Source organism: Phyllobacterium sp. 01N428 (assembly GCF_056399405.1).
This window is the reverse complement of the sequence record NZ_JBFTRH010000001.1, coordinates 299,498-321,418: the sequence shown is the minus strand read 5'-3', so window position 1 is coordinate 321,418 and position 21,921 is coordinate 299,498. Positions and strand designations below refer to the sequence as shown.

Here is a 21,921-nt window from a genome sequence, read left to right as displayed (position 1 = left end):
GCGTGAGTGAAGCAAAAAGCGGCCTATCGAAGACAGTTTTCCCGATCAGCGGCCGCTGGTTTGGACCCTTCGTCCTTTTCCTGTCGATGCTGTTTTCCTCCGCCGAGGCCTTTGCCGAGACCCGCACGCTGCGGCTCTATTTCGTCCACACCAACGAACGCGCCGAAATAACCTTCAAACGGAACGGCCGTTATCAGCAGGACGGCCTCAATAAGTTGAACCGTTTCCTGCGCGACTGGCGCCGCAACGAACCGACAAAGATGGACCCCCGCCTGTTCGATCTTGTCTGGCAGGTCTATGACAGGGTTGGCGGGCGCGATTATATCCACGTTGTTTCGGCCTACCGCTCTCCAGCAACCAATTCCATGCTGCGCTCACGTACGCGCGGTGTCGCCCGCAAGAGCCAGCACATGCTCGGCAAAGCCATGGACTGGTACCTGCCCGGCGTGAAGCTTGCGACCCTGCGTGCCACTGCGCTGCGCTACGAGGCTGGCGGCGTCGGTTATTATCCCCGTTCGGGATCCCCCTTCATTCACACCGACGTCGGCAATGTCCGCCACTGGCCGCGCATGAGCCGCAAGGAACTCCTCGCGGTCTTCCCGGACGGCAAGACGATCCATGTTCCATCCGACGGACGGCCGCTGCCCGGCTATGAACAGGCGGTCGCCGCCTATGAAGCCCGCCGTCGCAACGGCAGCTCGATGCAGATTGCAAGCTCGTCATCGGGCTCCAGCCGGAAAGGCAAGACCCTGTTCGGCCTGCTCTTTGGCGGCGGTGCGGACGAGGAAGAGGATTCGAGCGAGAGCTCTGTCGCGGTCGCTTCAACGGCCAAGCCCTCGCGCGCCGTTGCCCAGGCTCCGGCAGGCGAGGATGCGGACGATGGCGGTGCGGCACCGGCAGTGGCGGCACAGCCGCAACCGGCGGCAGCACCTGCGGCAACCGCAACTCCGGCTGCCCCGGAGCTACCCGCCCGGGTTCCGCAGCCTTTGGCCGCGCCGCGCCAGGAAGCACCGGCGCCCGTCGCCATAACGCCCGAAGACAATGCCGCTCTCGCCTTTGCCGTGCCGGTACCGCTGCGCCGTCCAGACTACGCGCCGACACCCGCGCCGGGCGATCCTTCGACGCTTAATGCGCTCGCGCAGAACACTGCCGCGGTCGCCGTGCCCGAGACGCGACCCGACGACAGCGCCAGCGCGATCCGCGAACTCATTGCAGCAAATATCGAGCAGCCCGCCGAGGCCGCCGATCAGTCCCAACCGGCCATGGCCAACGCTCTTGTTCCCGTGCCCTTCGACAAGCCGAAGCAGCCAGACATGAAGGTTGCTTCGGTTGTCCCGAGCCAGCGCCCGGTCCTGGCCGCAGCACCTGCCCCTGCCGCCGCAGAACAGGACGTCATCGCCGTTCCCGATGACAGTCTTAGCCCGGAGGCCATCATTGCCCAGGCGGATGTCGACCATGACGACGATTCCGCAGGCCTCGTCGCGCCAATGCCCACGACGAGCGGGACCACTGGCGGACGGTTGCAGCCGCAGCAGAATGTCCAAATGGCGGCAGTTCAACCACAGACGTCCCTCCGTCGCACAATGCTCGAAGCCAAGGGCGACCCGGTCGCCATGCTCGACAGCGGTGTGAAGACAACCAGCAAAAAGGCCAAGCCGCACCGCCAGGCAGCACAGGGGCAGACGGCAAAGGCAATCCAGGTGTCCTCCGACCTATCGGATAGGGCGTTATCCTCCGAACAGGTCGCCGCCACAGCGCCAGAGGTGGTGCCGGCGGTTCTACGCAACAGCTCGATGCGCAAGGCGCCGACGACGGTCTATACCGCCGGCTTCCAGCAAGCACTGCCTGTTGCTGACGCCAACAAGTTTACCGGCAAGGCCGTGACCTTCATGCAGATCGCGCGCTTCCAGCCGACCAGCGGCATGTAACGGCTGTAAGAACCCGAGATGAGCAACGGCGGCTTTCACAGCCGCCGTTTTCTGTTTGGGCTCAGACCAGCCCGCCATTGGCGCGCACGACCTGTCCGTTGATCCAGCCGCCATCCGGACCCGCGAGAAACGAGACGACGCGGGCGATATCATCCGGCTGTCCAAGCCGTTCCATGGGCGCAGCCTTGCTGAGCTGCTGGACAAGTTCCTCGCTCTTGCCTGCAAGGAAGAGATCGGTCGCAACCGGCCCCGGCGCAACGGCATTGACCGTTATGTTGCGGCCGCGCAGTTCCTTGGCGAAGATGCGGGTGAATGTTTCGACCGCCGCCTTGGTACCGGCATAGACGGCGTAGCCCGGAAGGTTGGTCCCGACCACCGAAGTTGAAAAGTTGATGATGCGGCTGCCATCGCCCATCCTGCCGGCAGCCTCGCGCATCGTGTTGAATGTGCCCTGAACATTCGTAGCGAACTGCTGTTCGAAAACCGCGTCGCTGGTTTCGGCAAGCGGCTGAACCTTCATGATGCCGGCATTGTTGATGAGAACGCTGACCTTGCCGAGTTCCGCCTCGACAAGATCGAACATCCGCCGCACTTCTTCGGCCTTGGCAACATCCGCCTGCACGGTGATCGCCCTTTGGCCCGCCTTGCCGAGCTTGGCCGCAAGCGCCTCGGCTTCCCTGGCGCTGTTCGCATAATTGATGACGACGGCAAAACCGTCATTTGCGAGCCGCTCTGCAACCGCCGCACCAATACCACGCGCTGCGCCTGTGACGATTGCGATCCTTTTATCGGTCTGTGTCATCGATGGAACTCCTGTCACGTTGACATTTGCTCCACTATGCCGCAAACCGCTTTCTGCATAATTAGCCAATAATTGGCATTACTATTCGATATTCTATAACAATTGAACGAGAGTAGGCGTCGGCATGGATCGCTTTCGCGATATGCAGATATTCGTACGCATCGTCGAGCGGCGCAGTTTCACCAATGCTGCGGACGATCTTCACATTCCGCGCGCGACAGTGACCAACGCTATGCAGCGCCTTGAAGAGCGCCTGGGGACGCGCCTGCTCGACCGCACGACACGCCAGGTAAACCCGACACTCGACGGCGAAGCCTATTACGACCGTTGCCTGCGCCTCCTCGCCGACATGGAGGAAGCGGAAGCATCGTTCCGCGACTCGGCGCCGAAGGGTCTTTTGCGGGTAAACCTGCAAGGCACGTTGGCGCGACATTTCGTGATACCGGCACTGCCCGATTTCCTCAATCGTTACGCCGCCCTCGAACTCAGCATCGGCGAAGGCGACCGGCTTGTCGATCTCGTTCAGGAGGGAGTCGACTGCGTCCTGCGCGCCGGCGACCTCAAGGATTCCACCATGGTCGGACGCAAGATTGCCGAGATGCAGCAGGTCACCTGTGCGAGCCCGGCTTACCTTGCCCGGCTTGGCGAGCCAAGGAGCCTGGATGACCTCACCGGACATCAGGCCGTCAATTATGCTTCCAGCGGTACGGGCAAGCCGTTTCCGCTGGAATTCGCCACGCAAACAGGTCTCAGACTTGTGAACTTGCCGGGACCCGTTTCGGTGACGGGCGCGGATATTTATGCCGCATCCGCAATTGCCGGCCTCGGGCTCATCCAGGTGCCACGTTATCGTATCGCGAATGAACTTGCTGAAGGAAGCCTGCGCGTCATTCTCCCCGGGAGCCCGCCACCGCCAATGATCGTTTCGGTGCTCTATCCGCAGAACCGCCAGCTTTCTTCGCGCGTGCGCGTCTTCGCTGACTGGCTGACCGAAATATTCGCCCGAGCGCCGCTCTAGGTTCTGCGCAGCAAGGTCTCGAGTTGGGTTGCGCAGGCGCGCAGCGGCGCCGCGCTCTGGCTGGTCTTGGCCATCGCCATCGCCCCCGAATAGCTGGCAACCACGAGCGTGGCGAGATCGTGCGCGCGTGCTTCGTCCATTTCCGGATGATCAGCGTGCAAGCGGAAGGAAAGCGCGGCGCGCCAACGATCGAAGACGGCGTTGACCGCTTCGCGAAAGTCTGGATCGGCCAGTGAAAGTTCGAGCGCGAGGTTGTTCAGCGGGCAACCGGTCACTGCCCGGTTATGTTCGAGCGTATCAGCAACACCGTTGAACACCGCACGAATCCCCGACGCGGCCGATGATGCATTTGAAACCGGCTGGATGGCGGTCGCCTCGACTTCCGGCGCCACCCGCTCGGCGATGACGGCAAGGCCAAGCGACTTCTTTGTCGCAAAATGATGGTGCAGCGCACCTCCGGTGGTGCCCGCTGCCCGCACCACGTCATGCACGCTCGTTGCATTGTAGCCGTGCCGCTGGAAAAGGTCGGCGCCAACATCAAGGATCCGGGCCCGCATTGCCTGCGGGTTATTGGTGCGCTTCGGCTTGCCTGCAGCAGCTACGGCCGGGGCTCCGGGGCGATGCTTTTCGCTCAGGGGCGCCACACCGCGCGTTTTCAGTTCGTTCTCGGCCACGATCAGTTCTCCTTTCCATCAAGGATAACGAGATTGACAAAACAGGACAACCGGTCTTTTATTAAAACAGGACGCCCTGTTTGTTTTGGAGGATCGATGATCACGACTGTTGAAACCGCCCATCCGACGGACGGCGAGCCGGGGCATAGCATCATGGAGCTACGCCGCTACAAGCTACATCCAGGGCGACGCGACGAATTGATCACACTCTTCGATGCTGAATTCATCGAAACCCAGGAAGCCTGCGGCATGCGTGTCATTGGCCAGTTCCGTGATCTCGACGATCCAGATGCATTTGTCTGGCTAAGGGGATTTTCCGGCATGCGAGAACGGCATGCTGCGCTGACAGCATTCTATGACGGGCCGGTCTGGGCAAGACATCGCGACGCTGCCAATGCGACCATGCTCGATTCCGATGATGTGCTTCTCCTGCATCCGACAGGTCACCCGCGAGGCTTCTGGCTTCCAGATACCCGGCCCGGGCACGGCTGCGAGCAGCCCTCTCTGACAATCTATCAGGCATTGACATACAGGCTGAAAGAGCCCGCCGAAAACGCGTTTCTCTCATTTCACCGCAATGTACTGGAGCCGATTCTGGACCGGATTGGCGATAGACGCCTCGCAATTTTGGCTTCGGAGCATAGCGAAAACACTTTTTCTCGGCTTCCCGTGCGGCTCGGAGAAAATGTTTTCGTGGTCGTCTCCCGCTTCGACAATCTTGCCGCCCATGCCGATTTCACAAGACGGCTGACAAACGACATTGCATGGCAAGCCGCGCAGGAGGCGCTGGAAAGCTATTTGATCGCGGATTCCATCGTAGCAAGACTTTCGCCGACGGGCCGCTCCGCGTTGCGATGAACCTGCGGCTGGCGCTCACCAGCTGCGGCGACCGACTCGCGTTCCCTGCGGTGAATTCTGCGACCGAGTTCGATGCCGGGCCGCTCGATCAGAACGTGCGCTGCCAGCGCCGCGAGAACCAGCACAACCATGACCACGCATATCATTAGCCAATAGTATGCGTCGGCGGCCAGAGCGAATCTACGCAACGGCGGGATGGCGAAGATTGAAAACAACGCGAGGCCCTGCATCAGATAAATGCAATAACTGATTTCTCCGAGCCGGATCGAAGGCCGCGCGACCAGCAGCCCGAAAAGCGTGCCGCCGCTTAGCACCAAGTAGAAGGACGCTCCGATAAAGATAGACACATCCGGGCGATAGGATGTTTCATAATTCATCCCTATGACTGCGAGTATCGCGGCAATGCCGATCGACGCAAACGCGGGATGCAGTCGCAGCACCAAACCTTCATCTTCAAGCGATGCGCACACCATACCGAAGCCAAAGAGCGAATAGAGTGCAAACTGGCGGTCCGGCGAGATCAAGGCAAAAATCAGCGCCAGCATCGTTGCGAGCACCGCGAAGGGCAAATGCAGGCGATCACGCCGCGCAAAAATTGCAAGGAAAGGCAGCGCGAAATAGAAAAGCCATTCATATTGCAAGGTCCATGTGACCCCCGCCGTCAGGGTGCCTATGCCCGGGGCACCGTTTATCTCGACAAGCGGAAAGATACCAAGGGACAGGTTTTGGACGAGTTCCATGAAAAGTTGCGACGCTGGCACGTTCAGCCGCGCGCCGGACCTGACGAACATGATGGCCATGGCGATCGAGGCGACAAGCAGGTAGACCGGGCCCAGCCTGAACAGGCGGCCTAGCATGAGACTGGCAAAATCAAGCGATCCCCTCGCCCTGACGATCTTGCCCCAGAACAGATAGCCCGTGATCACGAAAAAATAGGCAACACCCAATTGTCCGGTCAGGGTGTAGAAGCGCGACGGTGGCACTGCCCAGACGCCATTGCGCATGAACTCATAGTAAATAATGGAATGGTGGAGCACGACGGCAAGTGCCAGAAATCCCCGCAGCCCATCCACCGCATCGATGCGCCGACCCCTGGCTGGACCAGATCCCGCCCGATCGAAGACCGGCAGGCAAGCGAGCAGCATGACCAAGCCAATAGCGATGAATGATGGCCAAATGGCATAAACGGTCATTCAGGAGCGGCCCACCATGGAGAATTTACCCGCCATTCGCACATAAACCGGAGCGATGCAACGCCCGTGCGGGCGGCACATCTCCTCGTAGTTAATCACGATATATAAACGTCCCAGGCCACAAGCGGCAAATACGCAATTGTCAGCGCTGCGTATAGCTTGCGCGACCTGGCGAAGAAGGTTGCGACGGGCAGTACAATCATTGGAACGTCCGTCAAGGCCCATGCAGACAAAGGCGACGATTTGAAAAAGAAAATATTCACGAGGAAAGCGAGCAGGAGGAAGCCAGTCAGCGATAGGAGGGCGTATCGCCCGTCATGTTCAAAATAGACGCGCAGCCCGTTTTTTCATCCTCACTTCTGCTCGGCAGCATCAGCGCTGCCGATAGGAAGAGCATCAGTGTGAGGAGAACAAGGAAGATAAAATCTGGGAAAGAAAACGTTGGCTTCACAGATGGCAGCAGGGTAATGGCCCACCAGTATTGAAGTTGGATAGCGAACAGGATCGCCGCCCATGCGAGCGGCACCCAGTCAAGTGGACTTTCGCGCCGGATGCGGAACACAGTGACCAAGCCAAGCAGCAGGCGTGTCACCCCCAGGCCCAGGACCATTGAGAGAACGGTTACAATCCTGCCGAAGTCGGTCATAGGTACAGATCGCCGTTTTTCTCAGGAGAAACAACTCGCCCTGTTGTAAACTGGCATTCTTAACAAATCGCATTGGCACGCCAAACTGGGCTCGGGTGCTCCGATGTGAGATTTCCAAAAGAGATCGGATTGTTCTATGGAATTTGGTGGAGCCAAGCGGGATCGAACCGCTGACCTCTTGCATGCCATGCAAGCGCTCTCCCAGCTGAGCTATGGCCCCATTCCAATCGGCCGGAAAGGCCGCGCCGGGTAAACCGGCAAACTGTTCGGCAAGGTCTGGCGCCTTGCCCGGGCGGGTACTTATCTCCCGCCGCCGGGAAGATCAAGTCCTGTTCGCCGGTTATTTTCGACGAACAGGATTATTTGAAATCAATTCTCGTCGTCGTCGCCAATGCCGCCGCCGAGGATATCGGTGACGTCGTCGTCCTCGTCTTCCTCGTCTTCGGCAAGGAACGTATCGTCGTCGTCGGAATCTTCCACCTCGACATCGACATCGTCGCCGAGGTCCGGAACATCCTCGCCGCTGTCGGCATCCGCATCCTCAAGCGAAACGAATTCCGGCTTCTCGAGCGCGACGTCGAGTTCTTCGGTTTCGACTTCTTCTTCCTCTTCGCGCGCGGCGGCCGCGGTCGAATCGAAGTAGCTGAGCGGGTAGCTCTTGCCCGTATACGGCGAAACAATCGGATCGCGGTTCAGATCGTAGAACTTCTGCCCGGTCTCCGGGTCAATTCGCTTGGTGCCAAGTTTGGGATTTGCCACGTTTTGCCTCGCGTTCTGGCTGCGCCCGCATCCGGTCAACATTCAGGTCCTAAACCCGACCGTGCATGCAAGCGCTCATCAAAAATGGATTTCTGGTCCCATAAACGCAATTCAGCGTATTTGTCAAAGTGAAAAAAGCCCGCACATGCGAATGCATTTGCGAGATGACCGCATCTTCAAGCTGTGTTACCAACGCGGCCGCACCCTGCCAGCCCATTTCATTGTGATTGCTCCATGTCCCACGCTTCATTGCCCCGCCCCGCTACCGCCCGTCGCTCGAAGGCCCTTTCGGGCGATATCCGCATCCCCGGCGACAAGTCGATCTCGCATCGCTCCTTCATGTTTGGCGGCCTTGCCTCCGGCGAAACCCGCATTACTGGCCTGCTCGAAGGCGAAGACGTGATCAACACCGGTCGCGCCATGCAGGCCATGGGCGCGAAGATCGCCAAGGACGGAGATGCATGGAGCATTCATGGTACCGGCAATGGCTGCCTTCTCGAGCCGGAGGCTCCGCTTGACTTCGGCAACGCCGGAACCGGCGCACGCCTGACCATGGGCCTCGTCGGCACCTATGCGATGGAGACAACGTTCATCGGCGACGCCTCGCTCTCGAAGCGCCCGATGGGCCGCGTGCTCAATCCCTTGCGAGAAATGGGCGTGCAAGTCTCGGCCGCGGATGGCGACCGCCTGCCGTTGACGTTGCGCGGCCCCAAGGCGGCGGCGCCGATCACATATCGCGTGCCGATGGCGTCAGCGCAGGTCAAATCAGCCGTGCTTCTCGCCGGCCTCAACGCTCCGGGCATAACGACTGTAATCGAGCCGGTAATGACACGCGACCACACCGAGAAGATGCTGCAGGGTTTCGGTGCCAATCTTTCGGTCGAGACGGACAAGGATGGCGTCCGCCATATTCGTATCGAGGGCCAGGGCAAGCTTACCGGACAAGTCATCGACGTGCCGGGCGATCCCTCCTCGACGGCCTTCCCGCTGGTCGCGGCGCTGCTCGTCCCCGGCTCCGACATTACCATTCGCAACGTGCTGATGAACCCGACGCGCACCGGCCTGATCCTGACATTGCAGGAAATGGGCGCAAACATCGAGGTTCTCAACGCGCGTCTTGCCGGCGGCGAAGACGTCGCCGACCTGCGCGTGCGCTCGTCCGAACTCAAGGGCGTCAGCGTGCCGCCGGAACGTGCGCCCTCGATGATCGACGAATATCCCGTCCTCGCGGTCGCAGCGAGCTTTGCCATGGGCGAGACGCTCATGCACGGACTCGATGAACTGCGCGTCAAGGAATCGGATCGTCTCTCGGCTGTCGCCAACGGGCTGAAAGCGAATGGAGTCGATTGCACGGAAGGTCCTGAAAGCCTCAGCGTGCGTGGCCGTCCGGACGGCAAGGGCATTGGCGGCGGTACCGTCGAGACGCATCTCGACCACCGGATCGCCATGAGCTTCCTCGTCATGGGCCTTGCCGCCGAAACGCCGGTGACTGTCGACGACGCGACGATGATCGCGACGAGCTTCCCGGAATTCATGGAGATGATGACCGGCATGGGCGCGGAGATTTCCGAAGACGGCGCGCAAGGCTAGATCGGTGCCGATTGCGCATGATTGCATCTGAACAATCCGCAGGACTATCAGCATGCCGTGCGCCAGACCGGGAGCGCCTCGGGCAATGAGCGCGCTCCTTTCGGCCTTCACGGTCTATTTCCTCTACGCCATGTCGAGCGTTCCCTGCCTGGTCTGGGCGGGACGCAGCGCCTATGCCGGCGCGATCGCCAGCAGGGAGCCCCGGCCATGGCCGGGCACGGCCAGAACAATCCTGTGGGTTGCGCTTCCTTTGCTCTTGATCTTCCTTTATGCGTGGAATGTGTCTGACACTGCATCCGGTGCAGTGAATGCAGAGGCTGAAGGCGCCAGCGATTGGATGCCCTATCAGTTTCTGCTCTTGCCATCGGCGCTCGGTTCGATCGCCGGCTACGGCATAGGCTTTATCATGGGCAAGAGAAGGGTCGCTTGATGTTTTTCCTGCTGACGTCATTTGCCATCGTCGCCATTCCCTATGCGGTCGAACGCGCGGGCCTTCGGGTCCGCTTCGGCCTGTTTGCGCTGCTTTTCTGGCTCTTCATCTTTCAGTTCGTTCTCATTTTCCTCATCGATACGATACTGCAGAATTTTGCCGCCACCCTGCCCGGCTGGCTGGAATCAATGCTGTCGACCATCGGCGGGTTTGCTTTTGTGACGATAGGCATCACCCCGATCATCACGCTGGTTCTTGCGGCTGCCTACTCGCTGTTTGCGCTCTGGCAATGGGCTTTCGACAAGGAAGAAAAAGAAGACGCAGCACCGCCGCAGACGCATTTCACGATTGCGATCGACGGACCGGCCGCTTCGGGCAAGGGCACACTTGCCCGCCGTATCGCCGATGCCTATGGCTACCACCACCTCGATACAGGCCTTACCTACCGCGCGGTGGCGAAATCGCTCATGGACCAGAACATGCCGCTCGACGACGAGTTCCTCGCCGAAAAGGCAGCGCGCAGCGTTGATCTTTCGAGGCTCGACCGGGATGTCCTTGCCGCCCACGATATTGGCGAGGGCGCGTCGCGTGTCGCGGTGATGCCGGCAGTGCGGCGCACGCTCGTCGCTGCACAGCAGAGTTTTGCGGCACGCTCACCGGGCGCGGTGCTCGATGGCCGCGATATCGGCACGGTGGTTTGCCCGGATGCGCCGGTGAAGCTCTATATAACTGCCTCGCCCGAGGCGCGCGCCAGGCGCCGCTACGACGAGATCAGGTTGAATGGCGGTTCGGCGACGTATGAGGATATCCTCAACGATTTGCGGCGCCGCGACGCACGCGACATGGGCCGAACCGATTCCCCCTTGAAGCCCGCTGGCGACGCGCACTTGCTTGATACGACAGAAATGGATATAGAGACCGCGTTTCTCAGTGCCAAAACCCTGATCGATCAGGCCTTGGCGCGAAACACGCATTCTAAACGATAACATTTGCCGCCATCCCATGCACCGGATTGCCCTTCAAAGGGCGGGTTGGCATGCAAATGAACCGCAACACGAACCACCGGTGCTGTGTCCGATGTATTTTCCGGACACTCCAGGAGTATGTATGTCTCAAGCCAATCCAACGCGCGAAGATTTCGAAGCTCTTCTCGCCGAGTCCTTTGCCACCAACGACCTTGCTGAAGGTTACGTTGTAAAGGGCCGTATCGTCGCCATCGAAAAAGACATGGCGATCATCGACGCCGGCCTCAAGGTTGAAGGCCGCGTTCCGCTGAAGGAATTCGGCGCCAAGGCCAAGGACGGTTCGCTCAAGCCGGGCGATCTCGTCGAAGTCTATGTCGAGCGTATCGAAAACGCTCTCGGCGAAGCCGTTCTGTCGCGTGAAAAAGCACGCCGCGAAGAGAGCTGGGTCCGCCTTGAAGAGAAGTTCAATCGCGGCGAGCGCGTCGACGGTGTCATCTTCAACCAGGTCAAGGGTGGCTTCACCGTCGATCTCGACGGCGCCGTTGCCTTCCTGCCGCGTTCGCAGGTCGACATCCGTCCGATCCGCGACGTCACCCCGCTCATGCACAACCCGCAGCCATTCGAAATCCTCAAGATGGACAAGCGTCGCGGCAACATCGTTGTCTCGCGCCGTACCGTTCTTGAAGAGAGCCGCGCTGAGCAGCGCTCCGAAATCGTCCAGAACCTCGAAGAGGGTCAGGTCGTTGAGGGCGTGGTCAAGAACATCACCGATTACGGTGCGTTCGTTGATCTCGGCGGCATCGACGGTCTGTTGCATGTGACCGACATGGCATGGCGCCGTGTCAACCATCCGTCGGAAATCCTGTCGATCGGCCAGACCGTCAAGGTCCAGATCATCCGCATCAACCAGGAAACCCATCGTATTTCGCTCGGCATGAAGCAGCTCGAAAGCGATCCGTGGGATGGCATCGGTGCCAAGTACCCGATCGGCAAGAAGATTACCGGTACCGTCACCAACATCACCGACTACGGTGCATTCGTTGAGATCGAGCCCGGCATCGAAGGCCTGATCCACGTTTCGGAAATGTCCTGGACGAAGAAGAACGTGCATCCCGGCAAGTTGCTCTCGACCACGCAGGAAGTCGAAGTCGTTGTTCTCGAAGTGGATCCGGTCAAGCGCCGCATCTCCCTCGGCCTCAAGCAGACGCTCGACAATCCGTGGACGACCTTTGCAGAGAAGTTCCCGGTCGGCACGATCGTCGAAGGAGAAGTCAAGAACAAGACCGAATTCGGCCTGTTCATTGGCCTCGACGGCGACGTGGACGGCATGGTTCACCTCTCCGACCTCGACTGGAACCGTCCGGGCGAACAGGTCATCGAAGAGTACAACAAGGGTGATGTCGTCAAGGCTCAGGTTCTCGACGTCGACGTCGAGAAGGAGCGTATCTCGCTCGGCATCAAGCAGCTTACCGGCGACAAGGTCGGCGAAGCCGCTTCCTCGGGCGAACTGCGCAAGAACGCTGTTGTAACCGTTGAAGTCACCGGGATCACCGATGGCGGCCTTGAAGTTCGTCTGGTCGACCACGACCTCGACACCTTCATCCGTCGCGCTGACCTCTCGCGTGACCGCGACGAACAGCGTCCGGAACGCTTCACGGTCGGTCAGAAGGTTGACGCCCGCGTCATCGCCTTCGACAAGAAGACCCGCAAGCTGCAGGTCTCGATCAAGGCGCTTGAAATCGCCGAAGAGAAGGAAGCTGTCGCACAGTACGGTTCGACCGACTCCGGCGCTTCGCTCGGCGACATTCTGGGCGCCGCGCTGAAGAAGCAGGAAAAGAACTAAGCGTCTCTTCCAGCCGAAAACCAATGACCCGCCGGTGCAAGCCGGCGGGTTTTTCTATGGGCGTCTGGCAGTGTCAGATCGTGTCGAACTGCACGAGGATGAAGGCGATCTGGACTATAAGCGCGAGGCAGACGAGAACGATCTGCGCGTTCGGACGGCGAAGGTAAATGCCAAGGCCCGCAATGGCGATCAGGAACAGATTGCGGAAGGGATATTCGGGGCCGAGTGAGCCGAAATGCGCCTTGCCCTTCATCGCAGTATCGAAGAAATCGACGACAAAAATCGCGATCAATATGCCGAAATACCACGCTCTTCGTGACATGAAGTAGTCTTCATAGCCGGAATAACCCTCCATGCTGTCGGGGAAAAGCAGCGCGCAGGCAAGGAAGTGAATGCTCGCGAAGAAGATGACGAAGAGATAGGCCTCAAAAGTCCATTGCACGAGTTCGTGCAGGTAAAACTCGAACCACCAGAAGTGCACGACGGTCAGAAAAGTGAAGAGCACCCAGCCGAGATGCACGGCAAATATGTTTTTGCGCTGGGGGTGCTGGATGATACGTGCGACACCGGTCAGCAGTCGCGAGACGCTCAGGCCGAGGATGATGCCGATGATGACGCGCACATGGGTGAAGACTTCCGGATCGGGTATGCGGCCTTCCAATGCGTATCCTCCCCGTCGTAAGCATGAACTGGAAGCTTTATGCTAGCTGAGTGTAAGATTGATGCAAACCACTGGCTGACGCCCCCCGGCGAAGGTGTCAGGTTTCGTGCCTGCCGTTGCAAAGGCATCCGAAATAATTCTCTAGCTCAAAGGTATTAGCTTCACCCTCTTCGCAAGAATTAGTTTCATGATAATGTTTTCCAGGAATTGATCCGGAGTAATTAAGATCTTGACGCGCGTGAGGCTCTCTGCAACTTTCCGAAAAATTGATCGCGCCCCATCAATCAGGTGATGTATTGCGCCGTCTTAGTTTTGAGCAAAAAATCATTGTGATGATTGGCGGCAATTTCCGCACGCACCGGCTTTTTTGAGAGCAAGCTGACAGCAAGCAGGGAATCCAGACGGTGAAAAAACCTATCAAGACGATGGAAGATTTTTCCGAGTTCGTCGGGCTGTCGCGTCCGACGGTTTCGAAATATTTCAACGATCCGAATTCCGTCCGAAGTTCCACACGCGCCATCATCGAGGCCGCCGTAAAGCAGTCTGGGTTTCGGCCCAACATCTTTGCGGTCAATCTCAATCGCCGCCGCACCAACATACTCGGCATCATCGTGCCGAATTCGACCGATCCATTTTATATGGCCTTGACGCGCCGGATCGAAGGCATTGCCGAACAGGCGGGCTACCTTGCATTTGTCTTGAGTTCCGACGGCAAACCGGAACTTGAAGAACGCGCCATCGAGACCTTCAAGTCGATGAACGTCGCGGGCGTGATCATCGGCCCTCTCGGCGTGCAGTCGCATCATGAAAAGCTGCGCAAGCTCGGCGATTCAATTCCGCTCGTTTATGTCGATTCACCGCTCGATGCCACCTCGGCCTATGTCGGCACCAATAATCGCCAGAGCTTCAAGCTGATCGTCGATTATCTGACGCGTTCCGGCGAGCCGCCCTGCTATTTCGGGATGGCTCTCGTCAACAACAATGCACTGGAGCGGCGCGACGCCTATACGGAGGCGATGACTGACCTTAATTTCGAGCCCCGCGCCATTCCGATCGAGGAGCATGCCAATTGGGATTTCGAGAAATATGCCTTCGACCGGACGACCCGTATCCTGAAGGAAGGGGGATTCCCCACCAACACCGTATTTTGCGCCAATGACCGGATCGCGTTCGGCGTGGTGGCTGCTGCATACCAGGCGGGCCTGAAGGTTGGACGCGGGCCCGACTGCCAGCTGCGCGTTGCCGGGCACGACGACCAGCCGCTGTCGCGCTATATGTGTCCGCCGCTGACGACGGTGGCGCAAAACTACAACGAGATCGGCCGGCTTGCGATCGAACTGCTGTTCCATAAGCTCGGCGAGAACCAGGACTCCAAAACGCCCCTGCCGGTGGATTCCCGCATCCTTCTTAATGCGGAAATCAAGCTGCGCATGTCGGCCTGACCGGATGCCAGCGCGGCAACGCGCCGCGAAGAATGCGGCGCAACGACCCTTTGCCTTCATTCAAAAAGGCAGTAAACAGCTTGGAAATATGCGGCCGCAGTTTCATTCCCATAGGAGCGCTCGATGACAATCACCAAGCCAAAACTCGTCACCGTTTTCGGAGGCTCCGGCTTTATTGGTCGTTATGTCGTGCGTGCGCTGACGAAGCGCGGCTACCGGGTTCGCGTCGCGGTGCGTCATCCGGAGCTCGCCTTTCACCTGCAGCCGCTCGGCGGCGTCGGCCAGATCCAGGCTGTCCAGGCCAATCTGCGCTATCGCTGGTCGGTGGATCGCGCCGTTGCGGGATCGGACCATGTGATCAATCTCGTTGGTCTCCTGTTCGAAGGCGGCAATCAAAAGTTCAGCACGGTACATGATTTCGGCGCGCGGGCCGTCGCCGAGGCTTGCCGTGCGGCGGGCGTTCCGCTGACCCATATGTCGGCCCTCGGTGCCGACCCGAAGTCACACTCGGCCTATGCCAGCACCAAGGGCCGCGCCGAAGCTGCCGTGCGTGATATCCTGCCGGACGCCGTGATCGTCCGGCCGTCGATCGTCTTTGGTCCCGAGGATAATTTCTTCAACAAGTTCGCCAATATGGCGCGGTTGTCGCCGTTCCTGCCATTGATCGGCGGCGGACATACCAAGTTTCAGCCGGTCTATGTCGGCGATGTTGCCGAGGTGATTGCGCGCTCCGTCGACGGGACCTTGAAGCCCGGCGAGACTTATGAACTTGGCGGCAATGAAGTGCTGACGTTCAAGCAGTGTCTCGACATTGTCCTGCGCGTGATCGGCCGCAAGCGCTGTTTCGTCTCGCTTCCCTTCTGGGTTGCCCGCCTGCAGGGGCGGATCATGGGCATGCTCCCCAACCCGATGCTGACGCGAGACCAGGTTCTGCTGCTGCAAAAGGATAATGTGGTGTCGCATGCCGCCAAGGCCGAGGGGCGTACTCTCGAGGGCCTCGGCATTCAGCCGGAAACAGTCGAGATTATCCTGCCATCCTATCTCTGGCGCTTCCGCGTCCACGGTCAGTATTCAGCACAGAAGCCCGCCTAGGTCTCCCGCAACGGGAGACCCATTGACGGTCCGTCGTCTCAGCGCATGAGGATAAGGGCGACGAGGCCCAGCGTTCCAACGACCAGGCGCCACCAGGCGAACAGGCCGAAACCGTGGCGTGACACGTAGTCGAGCAGATAGCGAACCACGAAGACGCCCGAAATGAAGGCTGCGATAAAACCGACCACGATGAGCGATGCATCGTTGAAGGTCAGGATATGGCGGTTTTTGAATAGGTCATAGGCGAATGCGCCCGCCATGGTCGGCATGGCAAGGAAGAACGAGAATTCCGCCGCCGAACGCTTGTCCGCGCCGAGCAACAGCGCGCCGACGATGGTGGCGCCCGAACGCGACGTTCCCGGGATCATGGCGAAACACTGGATAAGCCCGATCTTGAAGCACAGCGACAGTGGATAATCCATGACGTTGGTATAGCGCGGCTTCAGGTCGAGCCGGTCGACCCAGAGCAGGATCAGGCCGCCAAGAATCAGCATCACGCAGATGAGCATCGGCGATTCGAACAGCACGGTCTTGATCAGGTCATGCGCGAGAACGCCGATGACCACGGCGGGCAGGAAAGCGATAAGCACGCCGGCGACGAAGCGGCGCGTCTTCGGATCGCTCGGCAGATCGCGTGCGATCTTGAGGAGACGGCTGAAATAGACGGTGAGGATAGCCAGAATCGCGCCGAGCTGGATCAAAACTTCAAAGGTCTTGCCGTTTGATTCAAAGCCGAGGAAATGCCCGGCAAGCAACAGATGGCCGGTTGACGAGACCGGTATAAACTCTGTTAACCCTTCCAGCAGACCAAGGAAAAGGGCTTCGACAATCGTCTGTGATTCCATGATATCGCTTTCATGACGGCGCCGGGAGCGGTTGGTAACCGGCTATTGGTGAAATCGTGTTTACTTGTCTCATGCAGCGCTTGCGCCTATAGCTTTGGGCGCAGACTCAAAGCGGTGCCGAGAAATACGACGACGCCGAATAAAATGCCAGTTTGAAAGATCCGCTTACAAAGATGCTGACGCTCTTCCATCATCCCATGTCCACCGGCTCACGCTATGCGCGCCTCATCCTCAATGAATATGACATCGAGGCGGAACTGATCGAGGAGAACAGTTGGGCGCGACGCAAGGAATTCCTGGCGCTCAATCCTGCCGGGACACTACCGGTGCTCCTCGCCGAAGGCGATGTGCCGATCTCCGGGGCCTCCGTCATCGCCGAATATATCGACGAGACGCGCGGCGCGCTGAAGCGCAGCCGCCGCCTGTTTCCGGAAGATTCGCTAAACCGCGCCGAAGTGCGGCGGCTGATCGACTGGTTCCTGTCGAAACTCGAAAACGAAGTAACGCGCCACATGGCGCGCGAGCGCATCTTCAAGCTGCACATGACGGCCGAACAGGGCGGCGGCGCTCCCGACTCCACCGCCATCCGCGCGGCACGCTCGAACATCACGCAGCACATGAAATATATCGACTGGCTTTCGGCGACCCGCAATTGGCTCGCAGGCCCAACGCCGAGCTATGCCGATATGGCTGCCGCAGCATCGATTTCGATCCTTGATTACCTTGGCGAGATCAAATGGGCCGAATACAAGGCCGCACGCGACTGGTATACGCGCATGAAATCGCGCCCGTCGTTCCGGCCTCTGCTTTCCGACCGCGTGCGCGGACTTCCACCTGCATCGCATTATGGCGATCTGGATTTCTGAGGCAAACCGCTGCAAGCTTGCGAGTTCAAGGGTCCACAGGACTTTGCCAGATGCGTGCCGGCCAACCGGATAAGCTGAAACAGTTCATCATCGATGAGGCACGTGCGCACGGCTTTGATCTCGTTGCGGTGACGCGTCCCGACGCCATTCCGCAAGCCGAGGAACGGCTCCGCCAGTACCTGGCGCTCGGCCGCCATGCCACGATGGATTGGATGGAGGAAACGGCACTCAGGCGGTCGCGCCCAGACGCGCTATGGCCCGAGGTGCGCTCCGTCATCGTGCTCGCCATGAATTACGGGCCCGACAGCAATCCGCTTGGGCTTCTCCAAGAACGGGACAAGGCGGCCATATCGGTCTACGCGCAGAACCGGGACTACCACGACATCATCAAAGGCAAGCTCAAGGGTATCGCCAGCCGTTTCGTTGCGCGCGCGGCAGGCGCGGACGTAAAGGTCTTCGTCGATACGGCGCCGGTGATGGAAAAACCGCTCGCCGAAGCCGCGGGCATCGGCTGGCAGGGCAAGCATACCAATCTTGTCAGCCGGAGCCACGGCTCCTGGCTGTTTCTGGGCACGATTTTCACGACGGCGGAACTTCCCGCCGACGAGCCCGACTCCGACCATTGCGGGTCGTGCCGCGCCTGCCTCGATGCCTGTCCGACGCAGGCTTTTCCCGCGCCCTATCAGCTCGACGCGCGCCGCTGCATCTCGTATCTTACGATCGAACACAAGGGACCGATCGCGCTGGAATTCCGCAAGGCGATGGGCAACCGCATCTACGGCTGCGACGATTGCCTTGCCGTGTGTCCATGGAACAAGTTTGCCGAAAGTGCGCGCGAGGCGAAGTTGAAGGCGCGCGAGGATCTAAAGTCGCCTGGTCTCGCGTCGCTGCTTGGCCTGGATGATGCGGCATTTCGCGAGCTCTTTACCGGTTCTCCGATCAAGCGCATCGGCCGCGATCGTTTCATCCGCAACGTCCTGATCGCCAGCGGCAATTCGGGCAGGTCGGAACTCATCGAACGTGTGGAAGCGCATCTCGCCGACCCTTCGCCGCTGGTGCGGGGCGCGGCAGTGTGGGCGCTCGGCGAACTCTCGGAACCGGGACCACTTTCGGCCTTGCGAATGCGCCACGCAGCTCATGAGAACGACTTGGACGTCTTGACCGAATGGCGGAATGCTGTGAAAAATCAATAATGCAGATTTTTCTTTTCGGGGCCGGATATTCGGCACGCGCATTCGCCAGGATCATGGCCGGTCAAGCGGACTTTATCGGCGGGACGACGCGTGACGCGAGCAAATTCGCCGCGCTTAAGCAGGACGGCATAACGCCATATCTTTTCCATGGGACCCATGCCTCGCAGGAAATTGTCGATACGCTCGCAAGCGTAACCCATATCGCCGTTTCGACATCACCGGGCCAAAGCGGCGATCCGGTACTGGCCCAGTTCACGCCGACCATTGCGCGCGGTATGCCGAAGCTGCAATGGATAGGCTATCTCTCGACGGTGGGCGTATACGGCAATCATGGCGGCGCGTGGGTTGATGAAACGACGCCGTGCCACCCGGTCTCTGCCCGTTCAGTCGAGCGCGTCGATGCGGAGAAAGGCTGGCAGGAGCTCGCGAACCGGCGGGAAGTGCCGCTTGCGATCCTGCGTCTGTCCGGCATCTATGGGCCGGGCCGAAATGCATTCGTCAATCTCTCGAACGGTACCGCGCGCCGGCTCAACAAGACCGGACAGGTTTTCAACCGTATTCACGTCGACGATATTGCCGGGGCGGTCCGCTTCCTCGCGACCCGCAACGAGGGCGGCATCTTCAACATTACCGATGACGAACCGGCGCCACCGCAGGATGTGGTCGCCTACGCGGCCGAATTGATGGGCGTCGAACCGCCCGAGGAATCCGACTTCGAGACAGCGCCGCTCACACCCATGGCGCGTTCCTTCTACGGCGAGAACAAACGCGTCTCCAATGCCAGGATCAAGGCGCTGGGCTATACGTTCCGCTACCCGGACTATGGAACCGCCTTTTCAGCCATGTGGCGGGGCGACAGCTGGCGCTGACGTGGGATGCTAGAACTTCGTGATCACATTGATGCCCGTGCCCTCAAATCGATCCATGGCCATCAGGGCGGCAGGAGCATCGTCGAGCGTGATCTCCTTGCCGATCAACTTCTGCGGCGCGAGCCTGCCGGTTTCGAGCATGTCCATCAGCGCCTTGTAACGGAACGCCTGCATGCCGTGGCTGCCATAGATTTCAAGTTCATGCGCTATGACCTTGTCCATCGGGATCGGTGCATGCGCATGGTCGCCAAGCATCAGTCCGACCTGCACGTGCCGGCCACGGCGGCGCAGATTGGCGACTGAGTTGAAGCAGGTCGATGGATGACCGAGCGCATCGATCGAGACGTGCGCGCCGCCCTTGGTGATTTCGCGGACCGCCCCGACGACGTCTCTTCTCCCGGCGCCGTTCACAATGGCGACAGCACCCAGCGTCTTCGCAAAAGCGAGCTTCTCGTCGGCAAGATCGATCGCGACGACATTGGCGCCCATGGCAGTGGCGATCATGATCGCCGACAGCCCGACACCGCCGCAGCCGTGCACCGCAACCCATTCGCCGGGCTTGACCCTGGCCTGATCGACGATTGCGCGAAACGAGGTGACGAACCGGCAGCCAAGGCTCGCCGCCGTCGCGAAATCGAGAGAATCCGGCAAGCCGACCAGGTTGGTATCGGCATAGTCGACAGCGACAAACTCGGCAAATGAACCCCAGGCGGTAAATCCCGGCTGGAACTGGTTCTCGCAGACTTGATGGTTGCCGGAATTGCACTCGAAGCAGTGACCGCAGCCGCCGACGAACGGCACTGTCACGCGCTGGCCGATCTGCCATTGCTTCACGTGCATGCCGACTGCCGCAATGGTTCCGGCAAGTTCGTGACCCGGCACATGCGGCAGGACGATGTCCGCGTCATGCCCCATCCAGCCGTGCCAGTCGCTGCGACAAAGGCCCGTGGCTTCGACCTTGATGACCACGCCGGTATCCGCCGGGCGTGCATCGGCGACGTCTGCAACGCGCGGCGTCTCGCCGAACTTTTCGAAGATGACAGCTCGCATAGTAAGTACCCCTTCGAATCAGAGTGTGGATTCGATCGCATATTGCGACTTGGCGGCGAATCTGGCCATCATAAAGCCCCGATCCTCGACGCAAATTTGCGGGGATCACTTGTGGGATAGCGATTATGACACCCAAAGTCCTGTTGCGCCTGATATTCGGCGCGCTCGTTTCACTCGGCATGACAGCGGGGGCGATTGCAGAAGACGGTCCGGCCAAGCAATTGTTCGGCGCGCAGCCGTTGCCGACCCTCGGTGCGCCGCAATCCGACGGATTCTATGCCAAGGGGTGCCTTGCCGGCGGTGTGGCCCTCCCGGTCGACGGGCCAACCTGGCAGGTGATGCGACTGTCTCGCAATCGGCGCTGGGGCCATCCGCGGATGATCAGCCTGCTGGAGCGCTTGTCGCGCGATGCCGCTGCCAAGGATGGTTGGTCAGGCCTGCTCGTCGGCGACATTTCCCAGCCGCGCGGCGGACCGATGCTCACGGGTCATGCGTCACATCAGGTTGGGCTCGATGCCGACGTCTGGTTGACCCCTATGCCAAAGCGCCGTTTCACCAACCAGGAGCGCGAAACTGTCGAGGCCACATCGATGCTCAAGGGCGACACGCTCTTCGTCGATCCGGACAAGTGGTCGGCCTCCCGCGCCGCCCTTTTGAAGCGTGCGGCGAGCTATCCGGAGGTCGAGCGGATTTTCGTCCATCCGGGCATCAAGAAGAAGCTCTGCGACACCGTCCAGGGCGATCGCAGCTGGATGGCAAAGATCCGTCCCTATTGGGGCCACTATTACCACTTCCATATCCGCATCAAATGCCAAGCCGGATCGCCCAATTGCAAGCCGCAGGAGCCGACCGGCATCGATGACGGTTGCGGCAAGCCGCTCGCCTGGTGGTTTACAGACGAGCCGTGGAAGAAAAAGCCCGAGCCGGCCAAGCCGGTCAAACCGCGCGTCATGATGCTTTCGGATCTGCCCAAGGTCTGCGCGCAGGTGCTCAATGCACCCGGACCGAATTCCGCCGCTGAGGTTACCTATGGCGCCGGCGGTACCGTCGCTGCGCCGGCCAAGGCCGCCGCTCCCGCCGCGGCCTATGCGCCCGACGATGAGACGCTGCCAGAGGACGTACCGGTTCCCGGGCAGAAGCCCTGAGACGGATCGTCTTTCCGCCGCGTGCCGGTCTTTTTTCGCTGCGGCCTTTTCA

The 21,921-nt window shown here is 59.9% G+C and carries 21 protein-coding genes and 1 tRNA gene; 13 read left to right on the top strand and 9 right to left on the bottom strand.

The genetic code is table 11. The features are described 5' to 3' along the window. The first annotated feature begins 86 nt into the window (after positions 1–86). Complete coding sequence (locus AC1DNI_RS01545) at positions 87–1,928, top strand: peptidoglycan L,D-endopeptidase MepK (protein ID WP_477691456.1); 1,842 nt, start codon at positions 87–89, stop codon at positions 1,926–1,928. Between the two features lie 61 nt (positions 1,929–1,989). Here the strand turns inward: AC1DNI_RS01545 and AC1DNI_RS01540 are convergent, their stop codons facing one another. Then, on the bottom strand, positions 1,990–2,730 hold the full coding sequence (locus AC1DNI_RS01540; RefSeq protein ID WP_477690569.1) for an SDR family oxidoreductase: 741 nt from the start codon (positions 2,728–2,730) through the stop codon (positions 1,990–1,992). Positions 2,731–2,854: 124 nt separating this feature from the next. On the opposite strand from AC1DNI_RS01540, the gene AC1DNI_RS01535 reads away from it, so the two are divergent. After that, a complete protein-coding gene (locus AC1DNI_RS01535) occupies positions 2,855–3,748 on the top strand; it encodes a LysR family transcriptional regulator (protein ID WP_477690568.1) in 894 nt (297 codons plus the stop codon). Here the strand turns inward: AC1DNI_RS01535 and AC1DNI_RS01530 are convergent. After that, the gene (locus tag AC1DNI_RS01530) at positions 3,745–4,422 is read right to left on the bottom strand and encodes a TetR/AcrR family transcriptional regulator (RefSeq protein WP_477690567.1); all 678 of its coding nucleotides are present in this window, start codon (positions 4,420–4,422) and stop codon (positions 3,745–3,747) included. The genes AC1DNI_RS01535 and AC1DNI_RS01530 overlap by 4 nt on opposite strands. Before the next feature lie 33 nt (positions 4,423–4,455). Here AC1DNI_RS01530 and AC1DNI_RS01525 point away from each other — a divergent pair, with 33 nt between their 5' ends. Further along, complete coding sequence (locus tag AC1DNI_RS01525) at positions 4,456–5,280, top strand: NIPSNAP family protein (protein WP_477690566.1); 825 nt, start codon at positions 4,456–4,458, stop codon at positions 5,278–5,280. Here AC1DNI_RS01525 and AC1DNI_RS01520 read toward each other — a convergent pair. From AC1DNI_RS01520 to AC1DNI_RS01505, 4 genes are all read right to left on the bottom strand, one after another. Continuing rightward, entirely contained in the window at positions 5,217–6,473 is a 1,257-nt protein-coding gene (locus AC1DNI_RS01520; protein ID WP_477690565.1) for an acyltransferase family protein, read from the bottom strand. The genes AC1DNI_RS01525 and AC1DNI_RS01520 overlap by 64 nt on opposite strands. Before the next feature lie 289 nt (positions 6,474–6,762). Beyond that, the gene (locus tag AC1DNI_RS01515; RefSeq protein ID WP_477690564.1) at positions 6,763–7,119 is read right to left on the bottom strand and encodes a hypothetical protein; all 357 of its coding nucleotides are present in this window, start codon (positions 7,117–7,119) and stop codon (positions 6,763–6,765) included. Positions 7,120–7,263: 144 nt separating this feature from the next. Continuing rightward, positions 7,264–7,339: transfer RNA gene (locus tag AC1DNI_RS01510), tRNA-Ala, on the bottom strand. Positions 7,340–7,488: 149 nt separating this feature from the next. Further along, positions 7,489–7,878: a TIGR02300 family protein gene (locus AC1DNI_RS01505; protein WP_027230833.1), complete on the bottom strand. Its 390-nt coding sequence runs from the start codon at positions 7,876–7,878 to the stop codon at positions 7,489–7,491. Positions 7,879–8,112: 234 nt separating this feature from the next. On the opposite strand from AC1DNI_RS01505, the gene aroA reads away from it, so the two are divergent. The 4 genes from aroA to rpsA all read left to right on the top strand — a co-directional run bounded on the left by aroA (position 8,113) and on the right by rpsA (position 12,706). Further along, on the top strand, positions 8,113–9,468 hold the full coding sequence (aroA, locus tag AC1DNI_RS01500) for a 3-phosphoshikimate 1-carboxyvinyltransferase (RefSeq protein WP_477690563.1): 1,356 nt from the start codon (positions 8,113–8,115) through the stop codon (positions 9,466–9,468). 85 nt (positions 9,469–9,553) lie between these two features. Continuing rightward, positions 9,554–9,898 (top strand): hypothetical protein, encoded by a 345-nt coding sequence (locus AC1DNI_RS01495; RefSeq protein WP_477690562.1) that lies wholly within the window; start codon positions 9,554–9,556, stop codon positions 9,896–9,898. 347 nt (positions 9,899–10,245) lie between these two features. Then, positions 10,246–10,884, top strand: a complete 639-nt coding sequence (cmk, locus tag AC1DNI_RS01490) for a (d)CMP kinase (RefSeq protein WP_027230836.1) — start codon at positions 10,246–10,248, stop codon at positions 10,882–10,884. Positions 10,885–11,005: 121 nt separating this feature from the next. Continuing rightward, on the top strand, positions 11,006–12,706 hold the full coding sequence (gene rpsA, locus AC1DNI_RS01485) for a 30S ribosomal protein S1 (protein WP_027230837.1): 1,701 nt from the start codon (positions 11,006–11,008) through the stop codon (positions 12,704–12,706). Between the two features lie 73 nt (positions 12,707–12,779). On the opposite strand, the gene AC1DNI_RS01480 is transcribed toward rpsA, so the two are convergent. Beyond that, positions 12,780–13,367 carry a hypothetical protein gene (locus tag AC1DNI_RS01480; RefSeq protein ID WP_091920608.1) on the bottom strand — a complete coding sequence of 196 codons (588 nt, stop codon included), beginning with the start codon at positions 13,365–13,367 and terminating at the stop codon, positions 12,780–12,782. A 425-nt stretch (positions 13,368–13,792) separates the two neighbouring features. Between AC1DNI_RS01480 and AC1DNI_RS01475 the strand changes: the two genes are divergently transcribed. Both AC1DNI_RS01475 and AC1DNI_RS01470 read left to right on the top strand, forming a co-directional pair. After that, the gene (locus AC1DNI_RS01475) at positions 13,793–14,809 is read left to right on the top strand and encodes a LacI family DNA-binding transcriptional regulator (RefSeq protein WP_477691455.1); all 1,017 of its coding nucleotides are present in this window, start codon (positions 13,793–13,795) and stop codon (positions 14,807–14,809) included. A 123-nt stretch (positions 14,810–14,932) separates the two neighbouring features. Next, a complete protein-coding gene (locus tag AC1DNI_RS01470) occupies positions 14,933–15,901 on the top strand; it encodes a complex I NDUFA9 subunit family protein (protein ID WP_477690561.1) in 969 nt (322 codons plus the stop codon). A 38-nt stretch (positions 15,902–15,939) separates the two neighbouring features. On the opposite strand, the gene AC1DNI_RS01465 is transcribed toward AC1DNI_RS01470, so the two are convergent. Continuing rightward, on the bottom strand, positions 15,940–16,746 hold the full coding sequence (locus tag AC1DNI_RS01465) for an undecaprenyl-diphosphate phosphatase (protein WP_027230841.1): 807 nt from the start codon (positions 16,744–16,746) through the stop codon (positions 15,940–15,942). 173 nt (positions 16,747–16,919) lie between these two features. On the opposite strand from AC1DNI_RS01465, the gene AC1DNI_RS01460 reads away from it, so the two are divergent. The 3 genes from AC1DNI_RS01460 to AC1DNI_RS01450 are packed head-to-tail and all read left to right on the top strand — an operon-like array spanning position 16,920 to position 19,674. Then, a complete protein-coding gene (locus AC1DNI_RS01460) occupies positions 16,920–17,612 on the top strand; it encodes a glutathione S-transferase family protein (RefSeq protein ID WP_027230842.1) in 693 nt (230 codons plus the stop codon). Between the two features lie 50 nt (positions 17,613–17,662). Continuing rightward, positions 17,663–18,805 (top strand): tRNA epoxyqueuosine(34) reductase QueG, encoded by a 1,143-nt coding sequence (gene queG / locus AC1DNI_RS01455; RefSeq protein WP_477690560.1) that lies wholly within the window; start codon positions 17,663–17,665, stop codon positions 18,803–18,805. Then, positions 18,805–19,674 (top strand): SDR family oxidoreductase, encoded by an 870-nt coding sequence (locus AC1DNI_RS01450; RefSeq protein ID WP_477690559.1) that lies wholly within the window; start codon positions 18,805–18,807, stop codon positions 19,672–19,674. The genes queG and AC1DNI_RS01450 overlap by 1 nt, the downstream gene beginning before the upstream one ends. 9 nt (positions 19,675–19,683) lie before the next feature. Here the strand turns inward: AC1DNI_RS01450 and AC1DNI_RS01445 are convergent, their stop codons facing one another. Beyond that, entirely contained in the window at positions 19,684–20,724 is a 1,041-nt protein-coding gene (locus AC1DNI_RS01445) for a zinc-dependent alcohol dehydrogenase family protein (RefSeq protein WP_477690558.1), read from the bottom strand. Positions 20,725–20,903: 179 nt separating this feature from the next. Here AC1DNI_RS01445 and mepA point away from each other — a divergent pair, with 179 nt between their 5' ends. Continuing rightward, positions 20,904–21,869 carry a penicillin-insensitive murein endopeptidase gene (gene mepA / locus AC1DNI_RS01440; protein ID WP_245273413.1) on the top strand — a complete coding sequence of 322 codons (966 nt, stop codon included), beginning with the start codon at positions 20,904–20,906 and terminating at the stop codon, positions 21,867–21,869. Positions 21,870–21,921 lie beyond the last annotated feature (52 nt).